18 protein-coding genes are annotated in these 16,372 nt (G+C 59.5%); 8 read left to right on the top strand and 10 right to left on the bottom strand.

Annotated elements, in window-relative coordinates; genetic code table 11:
- The first annotated feature begins 18 nt into the window (after nt 1-18).
- A complete protein-coding gene (locus HMPREF3169_RS05985; protein ID WP_062043721.1) occupies nt 19-288 on the top strand; it encodes a hypothetical protein in 270 nt (89 codons plus the stop codon).
- A 15-nt stretch (nt 289-303) separates the two neighbouring features.
- Here HMPREF3169_RS05985 and dnaG read toward each other — a convergent pair whose 3' ends face one another.
- The gene (dnaG, locus tag HMPREF3169_RS05980) at nt 304-2,244 is read right to left on the bottom strand and encodes a DNA primase (protein ID WP_070455936.1); all 1,941 of its coding nucleotides are present in this window, start codon (nt 2,242-2,244) and stop codon (nt 304-306) included.
- 225 nt (nt 2,245-2,469) lie between these two features.
- On the opposite strand from dnaG, the gene HMPREF3169_RS05975 reads away from it, so the two are divergent.
- From HMPREF3169_RS05975 to HMPREF3169_RS05960, 4 genes are all read left to right on the top strand, one after another.
- On the top strand, nt 2,470-2,946 hold the full coding sequence (locus tag HMPREF3169_RS05975) for a guanyl-specific ribonuclease (RefSeq protein WP_061923948.1): 477 nt from the start codon (nt 2,470-2,472) through the stop codon (nt 2,944-2,946).
- The gene (locus tag HMPREF3169_RS05970) at nt 2,936-3,184 is read left to right on the top strand and encodes a hypothetical protein (protein WP_061923951.1); all 249 of its coding nucleotides are present in this window, start codon (nt 2,936-2,938) and stop codon (nt 3,182-3,184) included. The genes HMPREF3169_RS05975 and HMPREF3169_RS05970 overlap by 11 nt, the downstream gene beginning before the upstream one ends.
- Nucleotides 3,185-3,481: 297 nt before the next feature.
- Complete coding sequence (locus HMPREF3169_RS05965; protein ID WP_070455935.1) at nt 3,482-3,700, top strand: hypothetical protein; 219 nt, start codon at nt 3,482-3,484, stop codon at nt 3,698-3,700.
- On the top strand, nt 3,693-4,439 hold the full coding sequence (locus HMPREF3169_RS05960; protein ID WP_061923954.1) for a hypothetical protein: 747 nt from the start codon (nt 3,693-3,695) through the stop codon (nt 4,437-4,439). Before HMPREF3169_RS05965 ends, HMPREF3169_RS05960 begins: the two co-directional genes overlap by 8 nt.
- Before the next feature lie 473 nt (nt 4,440-4,912).
- Here the strand turns inward: HMPREF3169_RS05960 and HMPREF3169_RS05950 are convergent, their stop codons facing one another.
- Complete coding sequence (locus HMPREF3169_RS05950) at nt 4,913-6,205, bottom strand: deoxyguanosinetriphosphate triphosphohydrolase (RefSeq protein ID WP_070433047.1); 1,293 nt, start codon at nt 6,203-6,205, stop codon at nt 4,913-4,915.
- A 384-nt stretch (nt 6,206-6,589) separates the two neighbouring features.
- Nucleotides 6,590-7,168, bottom strand: coding sequence for a YdcF family protein (locus tag HMPREF3169_RS05945; protein WP_070455934.1), 579 nt, complete (start codon nt 7,166-7,168; stop codon nt 6,590-6,592).
- Between the two features lie 99 nt (nt 7,169-7,267).
- On the opposite strand from HMPREF3169_RS05945, the gene HMPREF3169_RS05940 reads away from it, so the two are divergent.
- Entirely contained in the window at nt 7,268-9,304 is a 2,037-nt protein-coding gene (locus HMPREF3169_RS05940; RefSeq protein ID WP_070433045.1) for a TPM domain-containing protein, read from the top strand.
- On the opposite strand, the gene HMPREF3169_RS05935 is transcribed toward HMPREF3169_RS05940, so the two are convergent.
- Genes HMPREF3169_RS05935 through HMPREF3169_RS05925 form a run of 3 tightly spaced genes read right to left on the bottom strand, consistent with a single transcriptional unit; the run spans nt 9,301 to nt 11,711 of the window.
- A complete protein-coding gene (locus tag HMPREF3169_RS05935) occupies nt 9,301-9,774 on the bottom strand; it encodes a hypothetical protein (RefSeq protein WP_070433044.1) in 474 nt (157 codons plus the stop codon). The genes HMPREF3169_RS05940 and HMPREF3169_RS05935 overlap by 4 nt on opposite strands.
- Before the next feature lie 16 nt (nt 9,775-9,790).
- On the bottom strand, nt 9,791-10,306 hold the full coding sequence (locus HMPREF3169_RS05930; RefSeq protein ID WP_070433043.1) for a hypothetical protein: 516 nt from the start codon (nt 10,304-10,306) through the stop codon (nt 9,791-9,793).
- Between the two features lie 25 nt (nt 10,307-10,331).
- Nucleotides 10,332-11,711, bottom strand: a complete 1,380-nt coding sequence (locus tag HMPREF3169_RS05925; protein WP_061923975.1) for a glycine--tRNA ligase — start codon at nt 11,709-11,711, stop codon at nt 10,332-10,334.
- A 181-nt stretch (nt 11,712-11,892) separates the two neighbouring features.
- Here HMPREF3169_RS05925 and HMPREF3169_RS05920 point away from each other — a divergent pair, with 181 nt between their 5' ends.
- Complete coding sequence (locus HMPREF3169_RS05920) at nt 11,893-12,195, top strand: ArsR/SmtB family transcription factor (protein WP_070455933.1); 303 nt, start codon at nt 11,893-11,895, stop codon at nt 12,193-12,195.
- 33 nt (nt 12,196-12,228) lie between these two features.
- On the top strand, nt 12,229-12,645 hold the full coding sequence (locus HMPREF3169_RS05915; protein ID WP_061923981.1) for a Fur family transcriptional regulator: 417 nt from the start codon (nt 12,229-12,231) through the stop codon (nt 12,643-12,645).
- Between the two features lie 27 nt (nt 12,646-12,672).
- Here HMPREF3169_RS05915 and HMPREF3169_RS05910 read toward each other — a convergent pair whose 3' ends face one another.
- The 4 genes from HMPREF3169_RS05910 to HMPREF3169_RS05895 all read right to left on the bottom strand — a co-directional run bounded on the left by HMPREF3169_RS05910 (nt 12,673) and on the right by HMPREF3169_RS05895 (nt 16,251).
- The gene (locus HMPREF3169_RS05910; protein ID WP_082778635.1) at nt 12,673-13,425 is read right to left on the bottom strand and encodes an isoprenyl transferase; all 753 of its coding nucleotides are present in this window, start codon (nt 13,423-13,425) and stop codon (nt 12,673-12,675) included.
- Nucleotides 13,426-13,435: 10 nt separating this feature from the next.
- Nucleotides 13,436-14,155: a DNA repair protein RecO gene (recO, locus tag HMPREF3169_RS05905; protein ID WP_070433042.1), complete on the bottom strand. Its 720-nt coding sequence runs from the start codon at nt 14,153-14,155 to the stop codon at nt 13,436-13,438.
- Nucleotides 14,156-14,179: 24 nt separating this feature from the next.
- Entirely contained in the window at nt 14,180-15,169 is a 990-nt protein-coding gene (gene era / locus HMPREF3169_RS05900) for a GTPase Era (protein WP_070455932.1), read from the bottom strand.
- Between the two features lie 188 nt (nt 15,170-15,357).
- The gene (locus tag HMPREF3169_RS05895) at nt 15,358-16,251 is read right to left on the bottom strand and encodes an endonuclease domain-containing protein (protein ID WP_061923990.1); all 894 of its coding nucleotides are present in this window, start codon (nt 16,249-16,251) and stop codon (nt 15,358-15,360) included.
- Nucleotides 16,252-16,372: the final 121 nt, after the last annotated feature.

Here is a 16,372-nt window from a genome sequence, read left to right as displayed (position 1 = left end):
GGGTGAGATACTCCAACCATGATCCAATTCGTAGTAGGCGCCGCCGCAGGTTATGTCTTTGGCACCAAGGCCGGCCGCAAGCGTTATCACCAGATCAAGGGCGCATACGAAAAAGCGATCAACTCCCCCGTCACCAAGAACGCAGTAAACGCCACCCGCAAGGCAGTGGCAAACAAGCTCGATCCAGAACCCCGCATGAAAGAGGTAAAGGATCTAAGCCGCGGCCGCCGCATCAAAGGAAACCAGCTAGACGGCCACGACCGTATCTACGAGCCCGACGAAGACTAGCTAGGCTGCCGAAGACTAACTAGGCTGCGGCCCACGAAACGCCCTGTCGTTGAGCTCGCGGCGGGCTTGCTCGAGGGCGACGAGATCGGCGAAGAGCGAGTTATAGGCTTGCTCGTCGTCGGAAGGGCGCATGCGGCCTAGTTGGGCCTTGATTTGGGCTACTTGGTCGCCCACGCGGGCTTCCTGGAGGCGGGAAAGCACGCTGTCAGCATAGACCTCCCAAGCTTTGGGATCGGACTCATCGCCCACCTTGATGGGTTCCACGGCAAGCTCACTGACAAAGTTGCGCGCAGTGAGATCGAGCATCTCCCCTGCCACAGCGGCGATCCATTCCACGCTGGGCAGGTTGGCTCCGGCAGCAACGCCACCGACGGTAGAGATTGCCTCGCGGATGATGCGGTAAGACTCGTTCGAGTACGCATCGGCGGTAATCCCGTCAAAATAAGAACCGGCAAGGCCCGGGTACTGCAAGGCCAGCTTTAGGGCCTCCCGCTGCGGCCACAGGTGGGTCTCACGGGGGCTTGGCACGTGGAAGACCGGAGTGTTCTGTTGTGCGGGAGCGGGCGTGCCGGCTTTAATCGGGGCGTCGGCAAGCCGTGCCTTCTTGTCCTTTTTCTTAGGTCGGCGAGCCTCCTGCTGAACCTGCTGCAGGACTTCCTCCGGGTTGGGCCAACCCACCCAGCCGGCTAGGCGGCGGGCGTACTCACGCTGCAGCGGGGCATCGCGAATCTGTGCCACCACGGGCACCGCACGACGCAATGCTTGCAGACGCCCCTCAGCGGTATCGATGCGGTATTCGCTAAGCACCGACTGGATGACGAACTCGAACATCGGGATGCGGTCCGCGATGAGCTCACGCACCGCGGCGTCGCCCTTGGCCAGGCGCAAATCGCAAGGGTCCATGCCATCAGGGGCCACCGAAACGAAAGACTGCCCAGTAAAGGACTGCTCCCCCTGGAAAGCGCGCATGGCGGCTTTCTGTCCAGCCTCATCACCGTCGAAGGTATAGATGAGCTCGCCATTGAAGTAGGAATCATCCAGCATCAACCTGCGCAGGACCTGCAGGTGATCGCCGCCGAACGCGGTGCCACAGCTGGCCACGGCGGTCTTCACGCCCGCGGCATACATCGCCATGACGTCGGTGTAGCCCTCCACCACCACCGCTTGGTGTGCTTCCGCGATGTTGCGCTTGGCCAAATCCAAGCCAAAGAGCACCTTGGACTTGTGATAGAGCATGGTCTCAGGCGTGTTCATGTACTTGCCCAGGTTGTCATCATCAAAAAGCTTGCGGGCACCAAAGCCAATGACGTTGCCCGAAAGGTCCTTGATGGGCCACAGCAGGCGCCGATGAAAGCGGTCAATAGGCCCGCGCTTGCCCATCTTGGAAATGCCGGCAGCCTCTAGCTCCTCAAAGGAAAAGCCCATGCGCAGAAGGTGCTTGGTGGCAGTGTCCCACCCCTCCGGGGCATAACCGCACTCGAAGTCATATATGGTCTCGCGGCCAAAGCCACGATCGAGTAGGAACTCGCGCGCCTTGGCTGCTTGCGGGGTCTCTAGCTGCTCTCGGTAGAACTGGTGGGCCGCCTTGTTCGCCGCGATAAGGCGCTGCCGAGTGCCAGGTTTTTCGTTGCGATTGCCGGTGCTGCCGCCTTGGTAATTGATGTGGTAGCCAATCTTTTGAGCCACCGCCTCGACTGCTTCGGGGAAAGAGACCTGCTCCATTTCCATCAGGAAGCTAAAAACATCGCCGCCCTTGCCCGTGGAAAAGCAGTGATAATAACCGCGTTGCGGGCGCACGTGGAAGGAAGGCGTTTTCTCTTCCTTGAAGGGCGACAGACCCTTCAAGGAGTCATAGCCAGCTGGTTTGAGCTGTACATACTCGCCCACTATTTCTTCCAAAGGCGCGCGTTCACGGATTGCTTGGATGTCGCTCTCCGGAATTCTGCCTTGTGCCATGCGCTAAAGACTACCCCGCTTGTGGGTTGCTGGCTTGCCTTGGGGTGCAGATGCAGTTGCCCAACAACTACAGATGGAAAAGCTGCTGGAAAGAACAGAAATTTACCCACCCTTGGGGTAGACAAAAAGCGGCAAAAGCCAAACCTGGAAAATGCAGAAGGTCCGAGTGTTTTCCCAGTGCTAGCTAGATTTTCATTGCAGGAAAATCCCTGCAAAGATGGGGGTATGGCCAATCCCCCCTCCTCCAAGAAGAAGCCCTTAGCCGTCCTCGGCAGCTTGCTCTTAGTCGCAGCCGCTGGCTACTTCGGAATCGACCTTGGCAGTGATTCTGGTAGCTCGCAGTCCACGAGTTCAACTGCAAGCTCCGCTTCATCATCCAACGCCGCGAATTTTTCCGGACACTACGCCTCGTGCGCGATGGATACCCTGCCCGAGGAAGCAGAAGAAACGGCCGAGGATATCTTGGCAGGCGGGCCCTACGACCATCCGAATAATGACAACAAGCGTTTTGGAAACTACGAGGGCGTACTGCCCAAAGAGTCCAAGAACTACTACCGCGAATACACCGTGGATTCGCCCGGCCTAAACCACCGCGGCGCCAAGCGCATCGTCACCGGCGGCGGCAGCGAAACCGACCCCGATGTCTGGTACTACACCGACGATCACTACGAATCCTTCTGCGAGATCCCCGATGCTGAATAATCTCTCCAAAGTTCTAATCACTCAGCCGCTTGAAAGCCGCGCAGATCTGTATTCCGCACTCGGCACCATCCGTGGCTGCAATACCTGCACTGCCCCGCACAACCTCGACGACTTGGCGGACTTCCTGCGCGAGCACAAAGTGGAAACCATCGTGTCCTCAGCATGGAAGCTGTCCACCACTGACACCGCGGCGGTTCTCGAGGTGCTCGGGGACAACGGCGTTCGTCTCTTCCGCTGATCTTCTTGCACTGGGAGCTCCAAGTTCACCTGCCCATACCAGTCAAAGCGCAGTAAGTAGTAAGACTTCCAACCAAAACTCTAACCTCACTCTTCAGTCAACAGGGGTGCCGTGTCTACGTCTCATTTCTGCAAATAAAAAGAAAATGCGATGGCCCAGAATACGCGGTTAAAATGTAGTTTTATCTGGAATCGCAGCTCGGATTTTCGAATGGACTTAGATTTGTTCGAATTCATCAACTCACAATGTCTACCCCACATGTAGATTGCGAGATAATCAAATTAGAGGAGGTACACCATGTCATTGACCATCAGTCGAACAAACAATTCAGAATTGCAAACTCGTAGAAAAATGCTCACTCATCAGCTCGTGGATAAGTACTCTTCTATAGAGGGACAACCAATCACTCGACGCGATCTGCGAGACCTAGCCTCCATGGGATGTCTCACTCTTGAAGAGCGTGAGCTTTATGATGAGCTTCGCCGTGTCGAAATGATGCTCGACCTCGATGAGTGAATACCCACACCCGAGAATCTTCGGGGAGGACGCAGCACGAGATTTTGCGGACGAAGTACATTCAACGATCAAAGCTGCACTACCTGTTTCAGACAACGATTTAGATGCCGATTTCATACTCAATGAAAGCAACGGCATCTTCGTTTTGTCGGTATTAGCACCGCTCTACTACGGACGGAAAACAACCTCAGCAGAAAAGCGAGTCGAATCAGAACGCAGCGATCTTTATGCCCTAGTTGTGGAATACAAACTCACGCAGGATCGCGATTCGAAGTTCTTAACCGTCAGGAACAGCGCATTCGAGATTCGTGTTCACACTCAATCTGCAATTAAATTTGAATACGAACGTGAGAAAGAGCGCGCACCAGCAGCACATATCCATTTTTCTGGGATCGGCGGCTTGTTGAGCCCTGCGCTAATGAAAAACGGCAAGACAAAGAAAAATGACCCTCGCAAAGACGGAAATCTGAAGGCTCTCCACATTCCTGTCGGCGGTCATCGGTTTCGGCCTTCACTCGAAGACTTCTTGTATTTCACGATTGAAGAGTGCGGCTTTCAGAGAAATGAAGGTTGGGAGAAGGCTCTGAAACTTTCGCGCAATTCATGGTTTGATATTCAGCTACAAGCTGCCGTTCGAGATAACCCTGCAGTGGCGATGAAGGCCCTTCAAGAGCTTGGATTTAAGGTGTCTCCTCCAGAGTCAGGGTGCCCAGCGCCACGGAGACATTCCAGCTGGTAACTGTAACGATGAGCATGATAGTCAATTTGTCAGCTCCTCGTTCTACGCCGTTGGCGGTTTCTCTTCGCCTCGTCCACAATCTCTCCGTGTAAGGACAAGAAAAGTCTTCAGCTGCGGGACTTTCGCGCACTATTTAGCAACCTGAATGGTGCGCGAAACTTGACAATTCGATTTTCGGAATCGATGTCGGCATGGCGCTGCGGTCTGGCTCCCACTCCATAGAACTCATGGAAGCCAAGGAACAGATAAAAGCCAACCATACGCTCCACCCCGATTCCTGGTATCTCTCAGCGACGAGCTGGATCGCTTACAGATTCAATGACTTTCCATTGCGCTGGGTTGCTTTCCACGAACCGGGCGTTCCCATAATGTCGGAACAAAACGAGGTTTGGGGAGTCCCTCTCTTAACGCTGAATCCGTCTAAGAAGCTGCATAGAGATTGGATTATGGATTGAGGTATCGGCCACGCACTATTACCCCATAAACCCAGAAAACTCCGCGGTCTGGCGCGCTAGCCGCTCCAAACGGGACTCGGTCATCGAGGCGATCTGATCCACAATGACCCGCTGGCGCTCGGCATCCGATTCAGCGCGGTTGTACCACAGGCGGAACATCGGGTCGAGGGCGCCCGGTGCGCCGGCGGAAAGATAATCAAAAACGCGGTAGATGCGCTCTCGCTGGCGATCCTGGCGCGCCAAGTGCACCGGCTCATCCATCACGTAGAGCACCGCGATGGTCTTCAAAAGCTTGACCTCATTTGCCGCGCGCGCTGGCACGGCAAGGTTGCCCTGCTGGCGCCCCAAAACCAGCTCCGGACCATTGGCCTCACGGGTGGCTTGCACCGTGGCACCAACGTAGCGGCCCACTAGCTCCGAAGTCATCTTTTTCAGCGTGGTATAGGCGCGCAGCGAGGAATCAAACTCGCTGACTTGCTGGATGACGGGCAGGGCACGCAGGGAATCCGCGGCGTCGAGAAGCTCGTCCGCACTGCCACCGAAAGCTTTGGCGCCTTTCTCCGCGAGGGCAGCCAGCTCCACCAAGTCCCAGAGCACGGCGAGGGAAACGCGACCAGAAACGATGCCATCCTCGACGTCGTGGACGGAGTAGGCAATGTCATCGGACCAATCCATCGCCTGTGCCTCCATCGAGGGGCGGGAGTCTTCGTGTCTTTCGCGCAGCCAGGCCAAGATGTGGGCGTCCTCGTCGTAGCAACCATACTTGCGGTTCACGCTGCCATCCGGATTGGTTTTGGTCCGCGGGTACTTGCATGCCGCGTCCAATGCGGCGCGCGTGAGGTTCAGCCCAAAAGAATTGTCCTCCGCATCGACCACCTTCGGCTCCAGGCGGGTAAGGATGCGCAGGGTCTGCGCGTTACCTTCGAAGCCGCCGCAAATATCCGCTACCTCGTTGAGTGCGTTCTCACCGTTGTGGCCATACGGCGGGTGCCCGATGTCATGGGTCAGCCCGGCCATGTCGCACAGATCTGGGTCAAGCCCCAGCCCAGAGCCGATACCGCGGGCAATCTGGCCCACCTCGAGCGAGTGCGTGAGACGCGTGCGGGGCGTATCGCCGTCGTGGGGGCCAACCACCTGCGTCTTGTCAGCGAGGCGTCGCAAAGCAGCAGAGTGCAGGACGCGGGCGCGGTCGCGGGCGAAGGCGCCACGGTGATCCGCGTCAGCCGGGCCAGACTTGCTTTTAAAAACCGAGCCCTTGGGGCTCTCGTCGAAGAGGCGGGCGGCGTCGTGCGGGGTATAGGAATAGCTCACATAGTGCAGTGTAGGCGCAACGAGCTTGTACTTTTCTGATTCTGGTAGGGGTGTCTGGCTGCCATTGCAATGCAAAAGCTCCTGCCCCAGCCTCCCTTTTACGGGAAACCTTGGGCAGGAGCTCTAACTGTGTCCGAGCTTACTTGCTGGACAAAGCGCTGGAAAGCTTGTCAGCGAAGGAGAAAGGCAGGTTAACCAGTGCCTGCAGGGTGTCTGCTACGAGGTTGAAGACGTTGTTGATGATGTCCAACATGAGTTTTCCTTTCGATATGCGCAACTTGCATTAACCACGCTAGCAAGCAGGAAGTGGTTTTGCCACCAAAATCAACTGGGAATTTCCTGCGATAGCTGGCAAAACATTCAAAAAGCCGCTGGCAAGGCGCTTTATTTCCCGGTTTTATTGCGAATTTCTTCGTGTCGAGCGCGTCGCGTCGGGCGGATGAGCGCCTCGATGCGGTGTAGACCGCTGCGCAGATGCTCAGCTCGCTCCTCCCCTAGTACCTTCCGCGCGCCGAAGACCACCAGGCCACCCAACTCGTGGGCCAAATAGCGCCACCACGGCGGCGCGAAGGTGGGCGTGGGATAGCCGGCTGCACCGACCCCCCGTGCCGCAAACCCCTCGTCGCGGGCGATGAGCCAGGCACGCAAGCGATGCACCGGGTCGGTCACGATGATGACGCGCTCGAAGCCATGCCTGCGGCGGATGGCGCGCAGGGATTCCACGGTGTCGTTGCCCTCCGGCACGGGCAACACAGTGGCGTGGCCACTAAGGTACTTGGCGCCGACTTCTGCCTCGGTGAAGCGATCCCCGGGCAACTTGCCGCCGACGGTAACGATGGGCACGCCCGGTATAGCAACCGCAATGCGGCGGGCCTCGTCGAGGCGCGCCTGCAGGATGCGCGAGGGCCTGCCATCGTATTGAGCCGCACCGAGCACGATGATTGCCTGCGCTTCAGACTCCATCAGATTAAATTTCTGGGCAATCTTTTCCCGGAATTTCCGTGCTTTCCTGCAGCAGCTAACGCGTCTCATTTGCACTAGCCTAACGGTATTCTGGTGGGCATGACTTCTTCTGCGCGTATCGGTTCAGCCGCCCTAGCGGCACTCATCGTAGGGCTATCGCAGCCTACTGCTTTTGCAGCAACACCACCCCACAGCAACGCGCCGGCGGTGCTAGCGCAGGCTGCCCCCTCAAGCATTACTTCTAAGGTCACTGACAACTCTGGGGTGCTCTCCGCTGAGGAAAAAGACCAGCTGGAAGATGAAATCAAGACGCTGCAGAAGAACGAGGGCCTAGTGCTCTACGTAGTCTTTGAAAAGACTCTGTCTGGCTCCGCGGAAGACTTCGCGCAGCAATTCGTCACCTCCAAGGGCCCGAACTCCGCCATTTATGTTGTCTCCGTCGAAGACCGCAAGGTCGGCGTGCAAACGGGTGGGGCCTGGCCAAAAAGTCGGCTGAATGCCATGTATGAAGCCGCTTCAGCACGCCTGGCAGACGATGACTTCGGCGGTTCTGCTTTGGAGTTAGTCGCAGCTGCCTCGGGCCGCGGGAAGGGTTCTTCAAGTTCTAGCTCCGCTGATTCTGGTTCAGGTGCCGGCTGGCTAGCCGGCGGTGCCGGTGCCCTGGCGCTGGCCGGCGGCGGCATATGGTTGGCAGGCCGCCGCAAGACCAAGAAAGATTCCGCGGAGACGCTCAAGTCAGCGCGCGCCATCGAGCCGGGCGATACGAACTCGCTGAATAAGCTTGATACCGCAACGCTCGAATCCTTGGCGCGCGAGGAGCTGGTCTCTACCGATGAGTCCATTCGCCGCGGCAAGGAGGAGCTCGACATCGCCACCGCCGAGTTCGGCCCCGAGCGCACGCGTCCTTTTACCCGCGCGATGAACCACTCCACCTCCACCTTGCAGAAGGCCTTTGCTATGCAGCGCTGGCTTAACGACGCCGCGCCAGAATCCGAGGCCGAGCGCCGCCAGATGCTCATCGAGATCGTCTCCTCGTGTGGCCAGGCCGATGATGCCTTGGATGCCCAAGCCGCGGATTTCGCCGCCATGCGCGATCTGCTGATCAACGCCGATTCCAAACTGGACGAACTCACGCGCCGCAGCGTGGACGTGCGCGCCCGCATCCCGCAGGCCCAGCAGATTCTGGCACAACTGCAGCAAGACCACCCGGGCGCGCTGGACTCCATCGCCGATAACCCGCACATGGCAGAAATCTCCGTGGGCGAGGCGGAAAAGCAGCTCGACCGAGGCCGCGAACTCGCCGCGGCACCTGCCGGCCAGCAAGGCGGCCTGGTGGGCCTCATCCGCGAGGCCGAGCACGCCATCGAGGTGGCAGACCGCCTCCTTTCCGGCGTCGAGCACGCCGAGTCCAACCTCGCGGCCGCCAAGACAAATCTCGCCGCGCTCATCGCTGAAGTCCGCGGCGAGGCAGACGAGGCCCGCCAGTTGGAGCAGCAAGGCAAAAAGCTTGGCACTGAGGCCGATTGGCAGGCACTTGCAGACGTAGCCACCCGCGCCGAGGCGGCCGTTACGGAGGCGGAGGCCAGCCAGGCCAGCGACCCACTCGTCCACTACACCGCGCTAACCACCATCGACTCGGAGCTCGACGAGCGCCTCGACGCCGTGCGTGAGGCCACCGCCACCCGTGCCCGCCAGCTCGACCTGTACAACCAGCAGATGCACTCCGCGCAGGCCGCAATCCAGGCCGCCGAGGACGTCATCTCCACCCGCGGCCGCGTGGTGGGTGCCACCGCCCGCACCCAGCTTGCCGACGCCAAACGCCTGCACGCCCAAGCCATGCAGCTGAAAAACTCCGATCTGCGCAACGCCATCGACGCCTCCCGCCAAGCCGCTAACGCCGCACAAAATGCGGCGCGAACCGCGCAGCAGGACATCAACTCTTATCAGCGCCGCCAGCAGGTCCAGTCTGCCGGCTCCACCGCGGGAGACATCATCACCGGCATGGTCATCGGCCAGATGCTCGGCGGCGGCCACAGCCATGGTGGCTTTGGCGGTGGTTTCGGCGGCGGATTTGGCGGCGGTTTCGGCGGAAACTCCGGCGGCGGGGGCGGTGGCTTCCGCGGCGGTTCCTTCTAGATCCGCCGGCGCTTCGGGGCGTCGACAAGCGCGCAGCAATAGGTTAAAAACGCGGCGTCGACGTCCGGCACCTGCTGCGGCCGCATATCCGTAATCTCCAGCACACCCTTAAAAGTGGGGCGCGTGCGGATAATCTCGTTTCCGGAAGCGTCATAAATGCGGCGCTCCCTGCGGAAAGGATTAGGCCTATCCAGCGTGTACTCACGGCCCATGCACTTGGCCTGCATATGGCTGATTGATACGCCCTGCTGCCCCACGTGCAGAGTCTCACCCGTGGTGGCCGTGCCGCGCACCCAGAAATGGCGACTGCCGCTGTCGATGGAGTGCTCCAGCAAAATGCGCTCCTGCGCCGCAGCCAGCTGGGATTCATTGACGTTCAGCACGTCAGCGCGCACCGTGGCCCATACGGTGCCCTCTTCATCACGCAGGCAATCTTCGGCCCACGTCCAATGCCGGTGTTCTGTACTCACGAATATCGCTAAATGCCTAGAACACGAAAAGGGAAAGCAACGCCACCAAGGAGGCAAGCCCCAGCGTGGCAATAACGGGCACCGCCATGCCGCGGGTCTTGGCCTCCAGAATGAGACGGGTAAACCAGCTCAAGGCGATGATCTCGGCGTCGTTCAGTGCGGCCGCCTCGGGCTCCGCGTCGAACTCCAAGATGGCCTTGCGCACGCCGGAATTCTTTGCCGAAAACTGCGCGACCTTGTGGCCGGCGGCGTCTTCAACGATCCAGTCGCCGCCGTTTTCATTGATGAAGGAAAACGCGCGGCCAGCGGCATCCGCCTCTAGGCGCTTGGCGCGGCCCAGCGGGCCCTGCAGCGTATAGACGCGGCCATCCACGCGGGCCGTGGCGCCTTCTTTCGGGTCCGCCGCAAGCTGCCAAACCTCGCCGTCAATTTCTGCCTGATCTGCAGAAAAGACGCCGAAGGCCAGGGGCCCATCCTCCTTCAGCAGGACAGGCTTTTGGCTGTCAGTGCGGTCCCAGCTGGTGTATTGCATCGCTACTTTCTTCTTTACTTGGCCTTTAGCAGCCGATGAGGCGGGCGGCCAGGTATGCCTCGAGCTCGTCGAGCTTGACGCGCTCTTGCTCCATGGTGTCGCGCTCGCGGACGGTAACTGCGCCGTCTTCCAGGGAATCGAAATCGTAGGTCACGCAGAAAGGCGTGCCGATTTCATCCTGACGACGGTAGCGGCGGCCGATGGCACCGGAGAGGTCAAAGTCAACGTTCCAGTGTTGGCGCAGCTTGGCAGCCAGCTCGCGGGCCGGGGTGGACAGTTCTTCCTTCTTGGACAACGGCAGAACTGCAACCTTGACCGGGGAAAGGCGGCGGTCCAGGCGCAGGACCACGCGCTTATCGGTGCCGCCCTTGGCGTTTGGCACCTCTTCCTCGTCATATGCATCGACCAAGAAGGCCATCATGGAACGGCCTAGGCCGGCTGCCGGCTCGATGACGTATGGCACCCAGCGCTCCTCGGTGGTCTGGTCGTAGTAGGACAGGTCCTCGCCGGAGCCCTTCGCGTGAACCGAAAGGTCATAGTCGGTGCGGTTAGCCACGCCCTCGAGCTCGCCCCACTTGGAGCCGGTGAAGCCGAATGCATACTCGACGTCGACAGTGCGCTTGGAGTAGTGGGACAGCTTCTCCTTCGGGTGCTCGTACAGGCGCAGGTTTTCTTCCTTGATGCCAAGGTCCACGTACCAGTTGTAGCGATCATCAATCCAGTACTGGTGCCACTGCTCATCCTCGCCCGGCTTGACGAAGAACTCCATCTCCATCTGCTCGAACTCGCGGGTACGGAAGATGAAGTTGCCCGGGGTGATCTCGTTACGGAAGGACTTACCGATGTTCGCGATGCCGAAAGGCGGCTTCATACGAGCGGAAGTCATCACGTTCTTGAAGTTAACGAAGATGCCCTGTGCGGTCTCCGGACGCAGGTAGTGCAGACCCTGCTCATCATCAACCGGTCCCAGGTAGGTCTTGAGCAGACCGGAGAATGCCTTCGGCTCGGTCCAGTCACCCGGCTGGCCGGTTTCAGGATCGTTGATGTCTGCTAGGCCGTTTGCAGGCTCGTGGCCGTGCTTTTCCTCGTATGCCTCCAGCAGGTGGTCAGCGCGGTAACGCTTGCCCGTGTGGCGGGACTCCACCAGCGGATCGGTGAAGACCTCAACGTGACCGGAGGAAACCCAGACCTGGCGCGGCTGGATGACGGAGGTATCAACACCCACGACGTCCTCGCGGGACTGCACCATGTGGCGCCACCACTGGCGCTTGATGTTTTCTTTCAGCTCCACACCGAGGGGGCCGTAGTCCCACGCAGAGCGCGAACCGCCGTAGATCTCACCTGCCTGGTAGACCAATCCGCGGCGCTTGCACAGGCTTACAACGGTATCGATGACGCTTGCCATGGTTAAAAAAGACTCCTCTGTTAAGGGACAGCCGTGAACAATGTTCCTAGTCTATCCTGCCTCCTTCCGCCTGTGGGCGGAGGGGTGAAAATAAATTTTGTATTTTATACAACACTGTGCAAGATGTGGGGTATCGTACTGTTTCAAGCGATTAACAGAAATTGGATTGAAGGTGATCTGCATGACGCAGCCCTCCACGGCGCTTCACACACTCGACATCGACGCCGCTACCCGCATCATTGGCGCTTTAGATTCACCCCTGCGCATCACCCTGGTATTAGCCCTTAACCGCCACGATCACTACGTTCACGAGCTGGTGGCCGCCACCGGCAAATCCCAGCCGCTAATCAGCCAACACCTGCGCGTACTAAAAGATGCCGGAATCGTCGATTCCAAGCGTTCAGGCCGCGAAGTGCGCTACTCGCTGGCCTCTCCCGAGGTGCTTCCTTTGTTGGAGCAGGCTGCAGCACTGTTTAACCGTTAACTTTATTGGAAACTAATTGATAAACTAGCGGTCATGGCTCTCCATGAAAGCATCCCTAAGCTTGGGGCTCGCAACACCAAGCAACGCACCGCTGTCGTCGAGGTTCTGCGTGAACTAGATAAGTTCGCCTCGGCAAAAGACATTCACCGGGCGTTGCAAGACCGCGAGCACAAAGTAGGCCTGACCACGGTCTACCGCACCCTGCAATCCCTCTCCGATATTGATGCAGTGGACGCGCTTCACATGCCTTCGGGCGAAACGCTCTACCGCCACTGCGAATCCGCTAACCACCACCATCACTTGGTATGCACCAAGTGCGGCCGCACCGAGGAAATCGACGGCGGCCCCATCGAGCAGTGGGCATCCAACGTGGCTGCCGAGCACGACTTTGAGCTAACCGGCCACGATGCCGAAATCTTCGGCATCTGCTCCAATTGCCGCGCGAACTAGGCAGCACCACGTAACAAATAGCTTTAGCTATTTTGTACCGCCGAAACGACGATCCCGCCGCGCGTATTCTTCTACCGCGGCGTACAAGTCCTCCGGAGTGAAATCTGGGAAGAGCTTGTCTTGGTAGATCATCTCCGCGTATGCCGACTGCCACAGCAGGAAGTTCGACGTGCGCTTCTCCCCCGACGGGCGCAGGAATAGATCCACATCCGGCATGGTGGGATCATAAAGCGCAGCGCTTAGCGACGCCTCGTTAATCGCGCTCGGCTTCAACTCACCCTTGGCCACCTGATCGGCGAGCTTGCGAACGCCGTCGACAAGCTCGGCGCGCCCACCGTAGTTCACGCACATCGCCAGCGTCATGCGCGTATTGTCCTTGGTCAGCTCCTGTGCGGTCTCGAGCTCCTTGATGACGGAGCGCCACAGGCGCGGGCGGCGGCCCACCCAGACCACACGCACGCCCTTCTCGTTAAGCCACTCGCGCTGGCGACGCAGCACATCGCGGTTAAACGCCATCAAAAAGCGCACTTCTTCGGGGCTGCGGCGCCAATTTTCCGTGGAAAAGGCATAAGCCGAAAGGTACGGGATGTTCATGGAAAGGCAGGCATCGACGACGTCGAGAAGCACTGCCTCACCACGGCGGTGCCCCTCGGTGCGCTTCATGCCACGCTCCTCGGCCCAACGGCCGTTTCCGTCCATGACCAGCGCAATGTGCTGGGGCAGAAACTCCTGAGGGATGGCAGGCGGGTTTAAAACTCGGTTCGGATCTGGCGTAATCACGCGCCTTATCTTACTGGTCCATGACCCCTAACGCGGTAACCTTGCGTTCCAAATGCCACTGCAGATGCGCGCGGATGAGTTGATGCGCCTCCCCGCGCTGCTCAAAGGTAGGGCTCGTGGGGTGTCCATGCGCAAGCAACCACATGTGATGCAACGTCTCCGGGTCCACCTCGGCGGCGCCTGGCGGGCGGCACTCGTGGCACATCGCGCCGCCAACGGCCGGGTGGAAAGCATGATGCGGGCCGGGCTTCTGGCACTGCGCGCAATCGAAAAGCCCCGGCGCCCAGCCGGCATGCGCCATTGCCTGAAGTAGGAATTGGTCCAGCGTCAGGAGCGGATCGTCGTGCTGCAGGCGCTGCAACGTGGCGACCAAGGCGTTATAAAGGTATGGGTCTTGGTCAGAATCCGCAAAAGCCAGGCGTTCGGCGGATTCAAGTGCGGCGCAGGCGGCGGTATAGCGCTCATAATCTCCGATGATGGCGGCGCCAAAAAAGTCCACGGTGTCGGCCTGCGAAATCGTGTATAGATTCCGGCCGGGATACAGCTGCACATCCAGGTTTACAAAGGGCTGGAGGCGCGAACCAAAACGCGACTTCGCCCTGCGTACGCCCTTGGCAACCGCGCGCACCAAGCCATGGCTGCGGGTAAGCAGCACGATAACGCGGTCGGCCTCGCCGAAGTCATAGCTGCGGATGACCAAGGCGCGGTCGCGAAAATTCTCCCTTGGCATACCTAGATTTTTAAGCCTTGGGTTTTAGAAGCCGAGACGGCCCAGCATCTTCGGGTCAGACTGCCAGTTCTTGAGTACCTTGATGCGCAGGTCAAGGTAGACGTTCTGGCCCAGCAGCTGGATGATCTCCTTGCGGGCGGTGCCCACGATGCGGGTAAAGCGGCGGCCGTCCTTGCCCTCGATGATGCGCTTTTGGCCTGGGCGCTCCAGGTAAAGCACCGCGTGGACGTTCATAACGTCGGGGCGAGTCTCATCGGGCAGCATCTCATCAACCTCGACGGCCACGCTGTGCGGCAGCTCGTCTTTCAAACCAGACAGTGCGGCCTCGCGGATGAGCTCAGCGATGCGCTTTTCCTGCTCTTCGTCGGTGATGTGATCATCGGGGTAGAACTTCGGACCTTCTGGCAGGTGATCGATGATCACCTGGGTCAGCTCATCCAGTTGTACGCGCTGGGTGGCCGAAACCGGGATGACCACGGCGTCGGGGTTCTCCTCGCTGAGCAGCTGGTGCAGCGCCAAAAGCTGCGCGCCGACCTGATCCTTGCTGGCCTTATCCAGCTTGGTCACGATTCCGATGATTGGGGTCTTCGGCGCTACCTTGCGGACGTTTTCCAGAATCCAGCGGTCACCCGGGCCAATCTTTTCATCGGCAGGGATAGTCAGGCCGATAACATCCACATCGGCATAAGTGTCCTTGACTACCTCGTTGAGACGCTCGCCCAGCAGCGTGCGCGGGCGGTGCAGGCCCGGCGTATCCACGACGATAACTTGGGCGTCTTCGCGGTGTACCAAGCCACGGATGGGGTGGCGGGTGGTCTCGGGCTGGTTCGCGGTGATGGCGATCTTCTGCCCCACCAGCGCGTTGGTGAGAGTCGACTTGCCCGTGTTTGGGCGGCCTACGAAGGACACGAAGCCAGAGCGGAAGCCCTGTGGCGTGTCGGTGAATTCTGTATAGTCCAGCGCCTCCCCATCGGCGGGAAGGTTCTCAAAGGCGGCGTCAAAATCGGTACTCATTGCTAGTCATCATAGCCCAGCCGCGTCACAGTAGTACATACGCGTTTGAGGCTGCCCGTGGGCCTCTTCACCGGCGTTCTCGTCTCGCAAATACCCAGGGCTGGAAATGCAGCTTTCTGGTGGATTGCGCGACGTCGGCACGCGTGGCGAAACGCGAACAGGACCTCTGGGTTTCCAGGGCTGGGTATCTATGCCGCGCGCCTCGGGCCCATCGCCAACATTCGGCGCACCGTCGCGACAAACTCCTCCGGCCGGGCGCGCAACTCCTCAGGGCTAAAGCGCAGGACCACATAACCCATGTTGAGCAGCTCCTTCTGGCGGCGGTGCTCCGCGCGAATCGCCTCCACAGGCCTGTCTTGGTATTTGACATCGCCGTCAATTTCAATGAGCAACCAGCCGTCAATTGCCAAGTCAGCGCGGTACTTGCCCACTATGTACTGCGGGCGCACGTTTATGCCCGCACGCAGCAACAACGCGCGGGCGTAGGACTCCCACGGCGACTCAGAATCAACCACGGCCGCGGCCACCACGGCGCGCGCCGTCGCCACGCCCTTGACGCGGCCCAGCGCGCCCAACGTATCCTGCATGCGACGGCGGCCCACCTGTGCACGCACATAATCCGCGGCGACCAGCCCTTCTTCGAAGCCGTGCAGGCGGGCCATGTCAATCGCGGTACGCTCCAGCGAGGTGAGCTTAATGCCGTGGACCGTAGTGGTTTGCCCGTGCAGGCGGGCGGCTTTATAAGCGAAGAAATGCCCCTTGGATTTCTGCGGCACCGAGCCCGAGGGCAGCACTGCTGGGTATTCGGTGGGGCGACTAATGGTGGGAACGCCGTGTATCAGAGCGGCGGGCTTTCCGATCAACACGGCTTTATGCACGGTCCGTGCGTGGATATACACCCGCGCTATGTCGCGTTCCCAGGGTTTGAGCCGGTTCCAGAATTGCTTCGGCAGCGCGAAGCACCAGGCCGCGCGCACGATTTTGCCGTGGTGCAGCTGCAGCCAGCGCGGGTCTTCGTTGGATAGTTGGCGAAGGTCAATAAGGTGGGCGTCGATTGTGTCAAAAAGTAATGCGTTGTCCATGCCTTACTTTTAACCGGCGGTAGGTGCTGGCGCGCGGCAACTGCGGCCAAGATGGTCAAATTCCCAGGGCTGGGCACCCAGACCTCCTGTTCGCTTTTCGCCGCGCTTGCCGACGCCCCGC

It is taken from the genome of Corynebacterium sp. HMSC08C04, assembly GCF_001807495.1.
GTDB classification, from domain to species: domain Bacteria; phylum Actinomycetota; class Actinomycetes; order Mycobacteriales; family Mycobacteriaceae; genus Corynebacterium; species Corynebacterium simulans.
This window is presented reverse-complemented; position numbering and strand designations above follow the sequence as displayed.

Excerpts from the sequence above, each read along its gene's own strand:
- HMPREF3169_RS05985 (WP_062043721.1), top strand. The coding sequence starts at position 19 with ATGATCCAATTCGTAGTAGGCGCCGCCGCAGGTTATGTCTTTGGCACC.
- dnaG (WP_070455936.1), bottom strand. The coding sequence starts at position 2,244 with ATGGCACAAGGCAGAATTCCGGAGAGCGACATCCAAGCAATCCGTGAA.
- HMPREF3169_RS05975 (WP_061923948.1), top strand. The coding sequence starts at position 2,470 with ATGGCCAATCCCCCCTCCTCCAAGAAGAAGCCCTTAGCCGTCCTCGGC.
- HMPREF3169_RS05970 (WP_061923951.1), top strand. The coding sequence starts at position 2,936 with ATGCTGAATAATCTCTCCAAAGTTCTAATCACTCAGCCGCTTGAAAGC.
- HMPREF3169_RS05965 (WP_070455935.1), top strand. The coding sequence starts at position 3,482 with ATGTCATTGACCATCAGTCGAACAAACAATTCAGAATTGCAAACTCGT.
- HMPREF3169_RS05960 (WP_061923954.1), top strand. The coding sequence starts at position 3,693 with ATGAGTGAATACCCACACCCGAGAATCTTCGGGGAGGACGCAGCACGA.
- HMPREF3169_RS05945 (WP_070455934.1), bottom strand. The coding sequence starts at position 7,168 with ATGGAGTCTGAAGCGCAGGCAATCATCGTGCTCGGTGCGGCTCAATAC.
- HMPREF3169_RS05940 (WP_070433045.1), top strand. The coding sequence starts at position 7,268 with ATGACTTCTTCTGCGCGTATCGGTTCAGCCGCCCTAGCGGCACTCATC.
- HMPREF3169_RS05930 (WP_070433043.1), bottom strand. The coding sequence starts at position 10,306 with ATGCAATACACCAGCTGGGACCGCACTGACAGCCAAAAGCCTGTCCTG.
- HMPREF3169_RS05925 (WP_061923975.1), bottom strand. The coding sequence starts at position 11,711 with ATGGCAAGCGTCATCGATACCGTTGTAAGCCTGTGCAAGCGCCGCGGA.
- HMPREF3169_RS05920 (WP_070455933.1), top strand. The coding sequence starts at position 11,893 with ATGACGCAGCCCTCCACGGCGCTTCACACACTCGACATCGACGCCGCT.
- HMPREF3169_RS05915 (WP_061923981.1), top strand. The coding sequence starts at position 12,229 with ATGGCTCTCCATGAAAGCATCCCTAAGCTTGGGGCTCGCAACACCAAG.
- recO (WP_070433042.1), bottom strand. The coding sequence starts at position 14,155 with ATGCCAAGGGAGAATTTTCGCGACCGCGCCTTGGTCATCCGCAGCTAT.
- era (WP_070455932.1), bottom strand. The coding sequence starts at position 15,169 with ATGAGTACCGATTTTGACGCCGCCTTTGAGAACCTTCCCGCCGATGGG.
- HMPREF3169_RS05895 (WP_061923990.1), bottom strand. The coding sequence starts at position 16,251 with ATGGACAACGCATTACTTTTTGACACAATCGACGCCCACCTTATTGAC.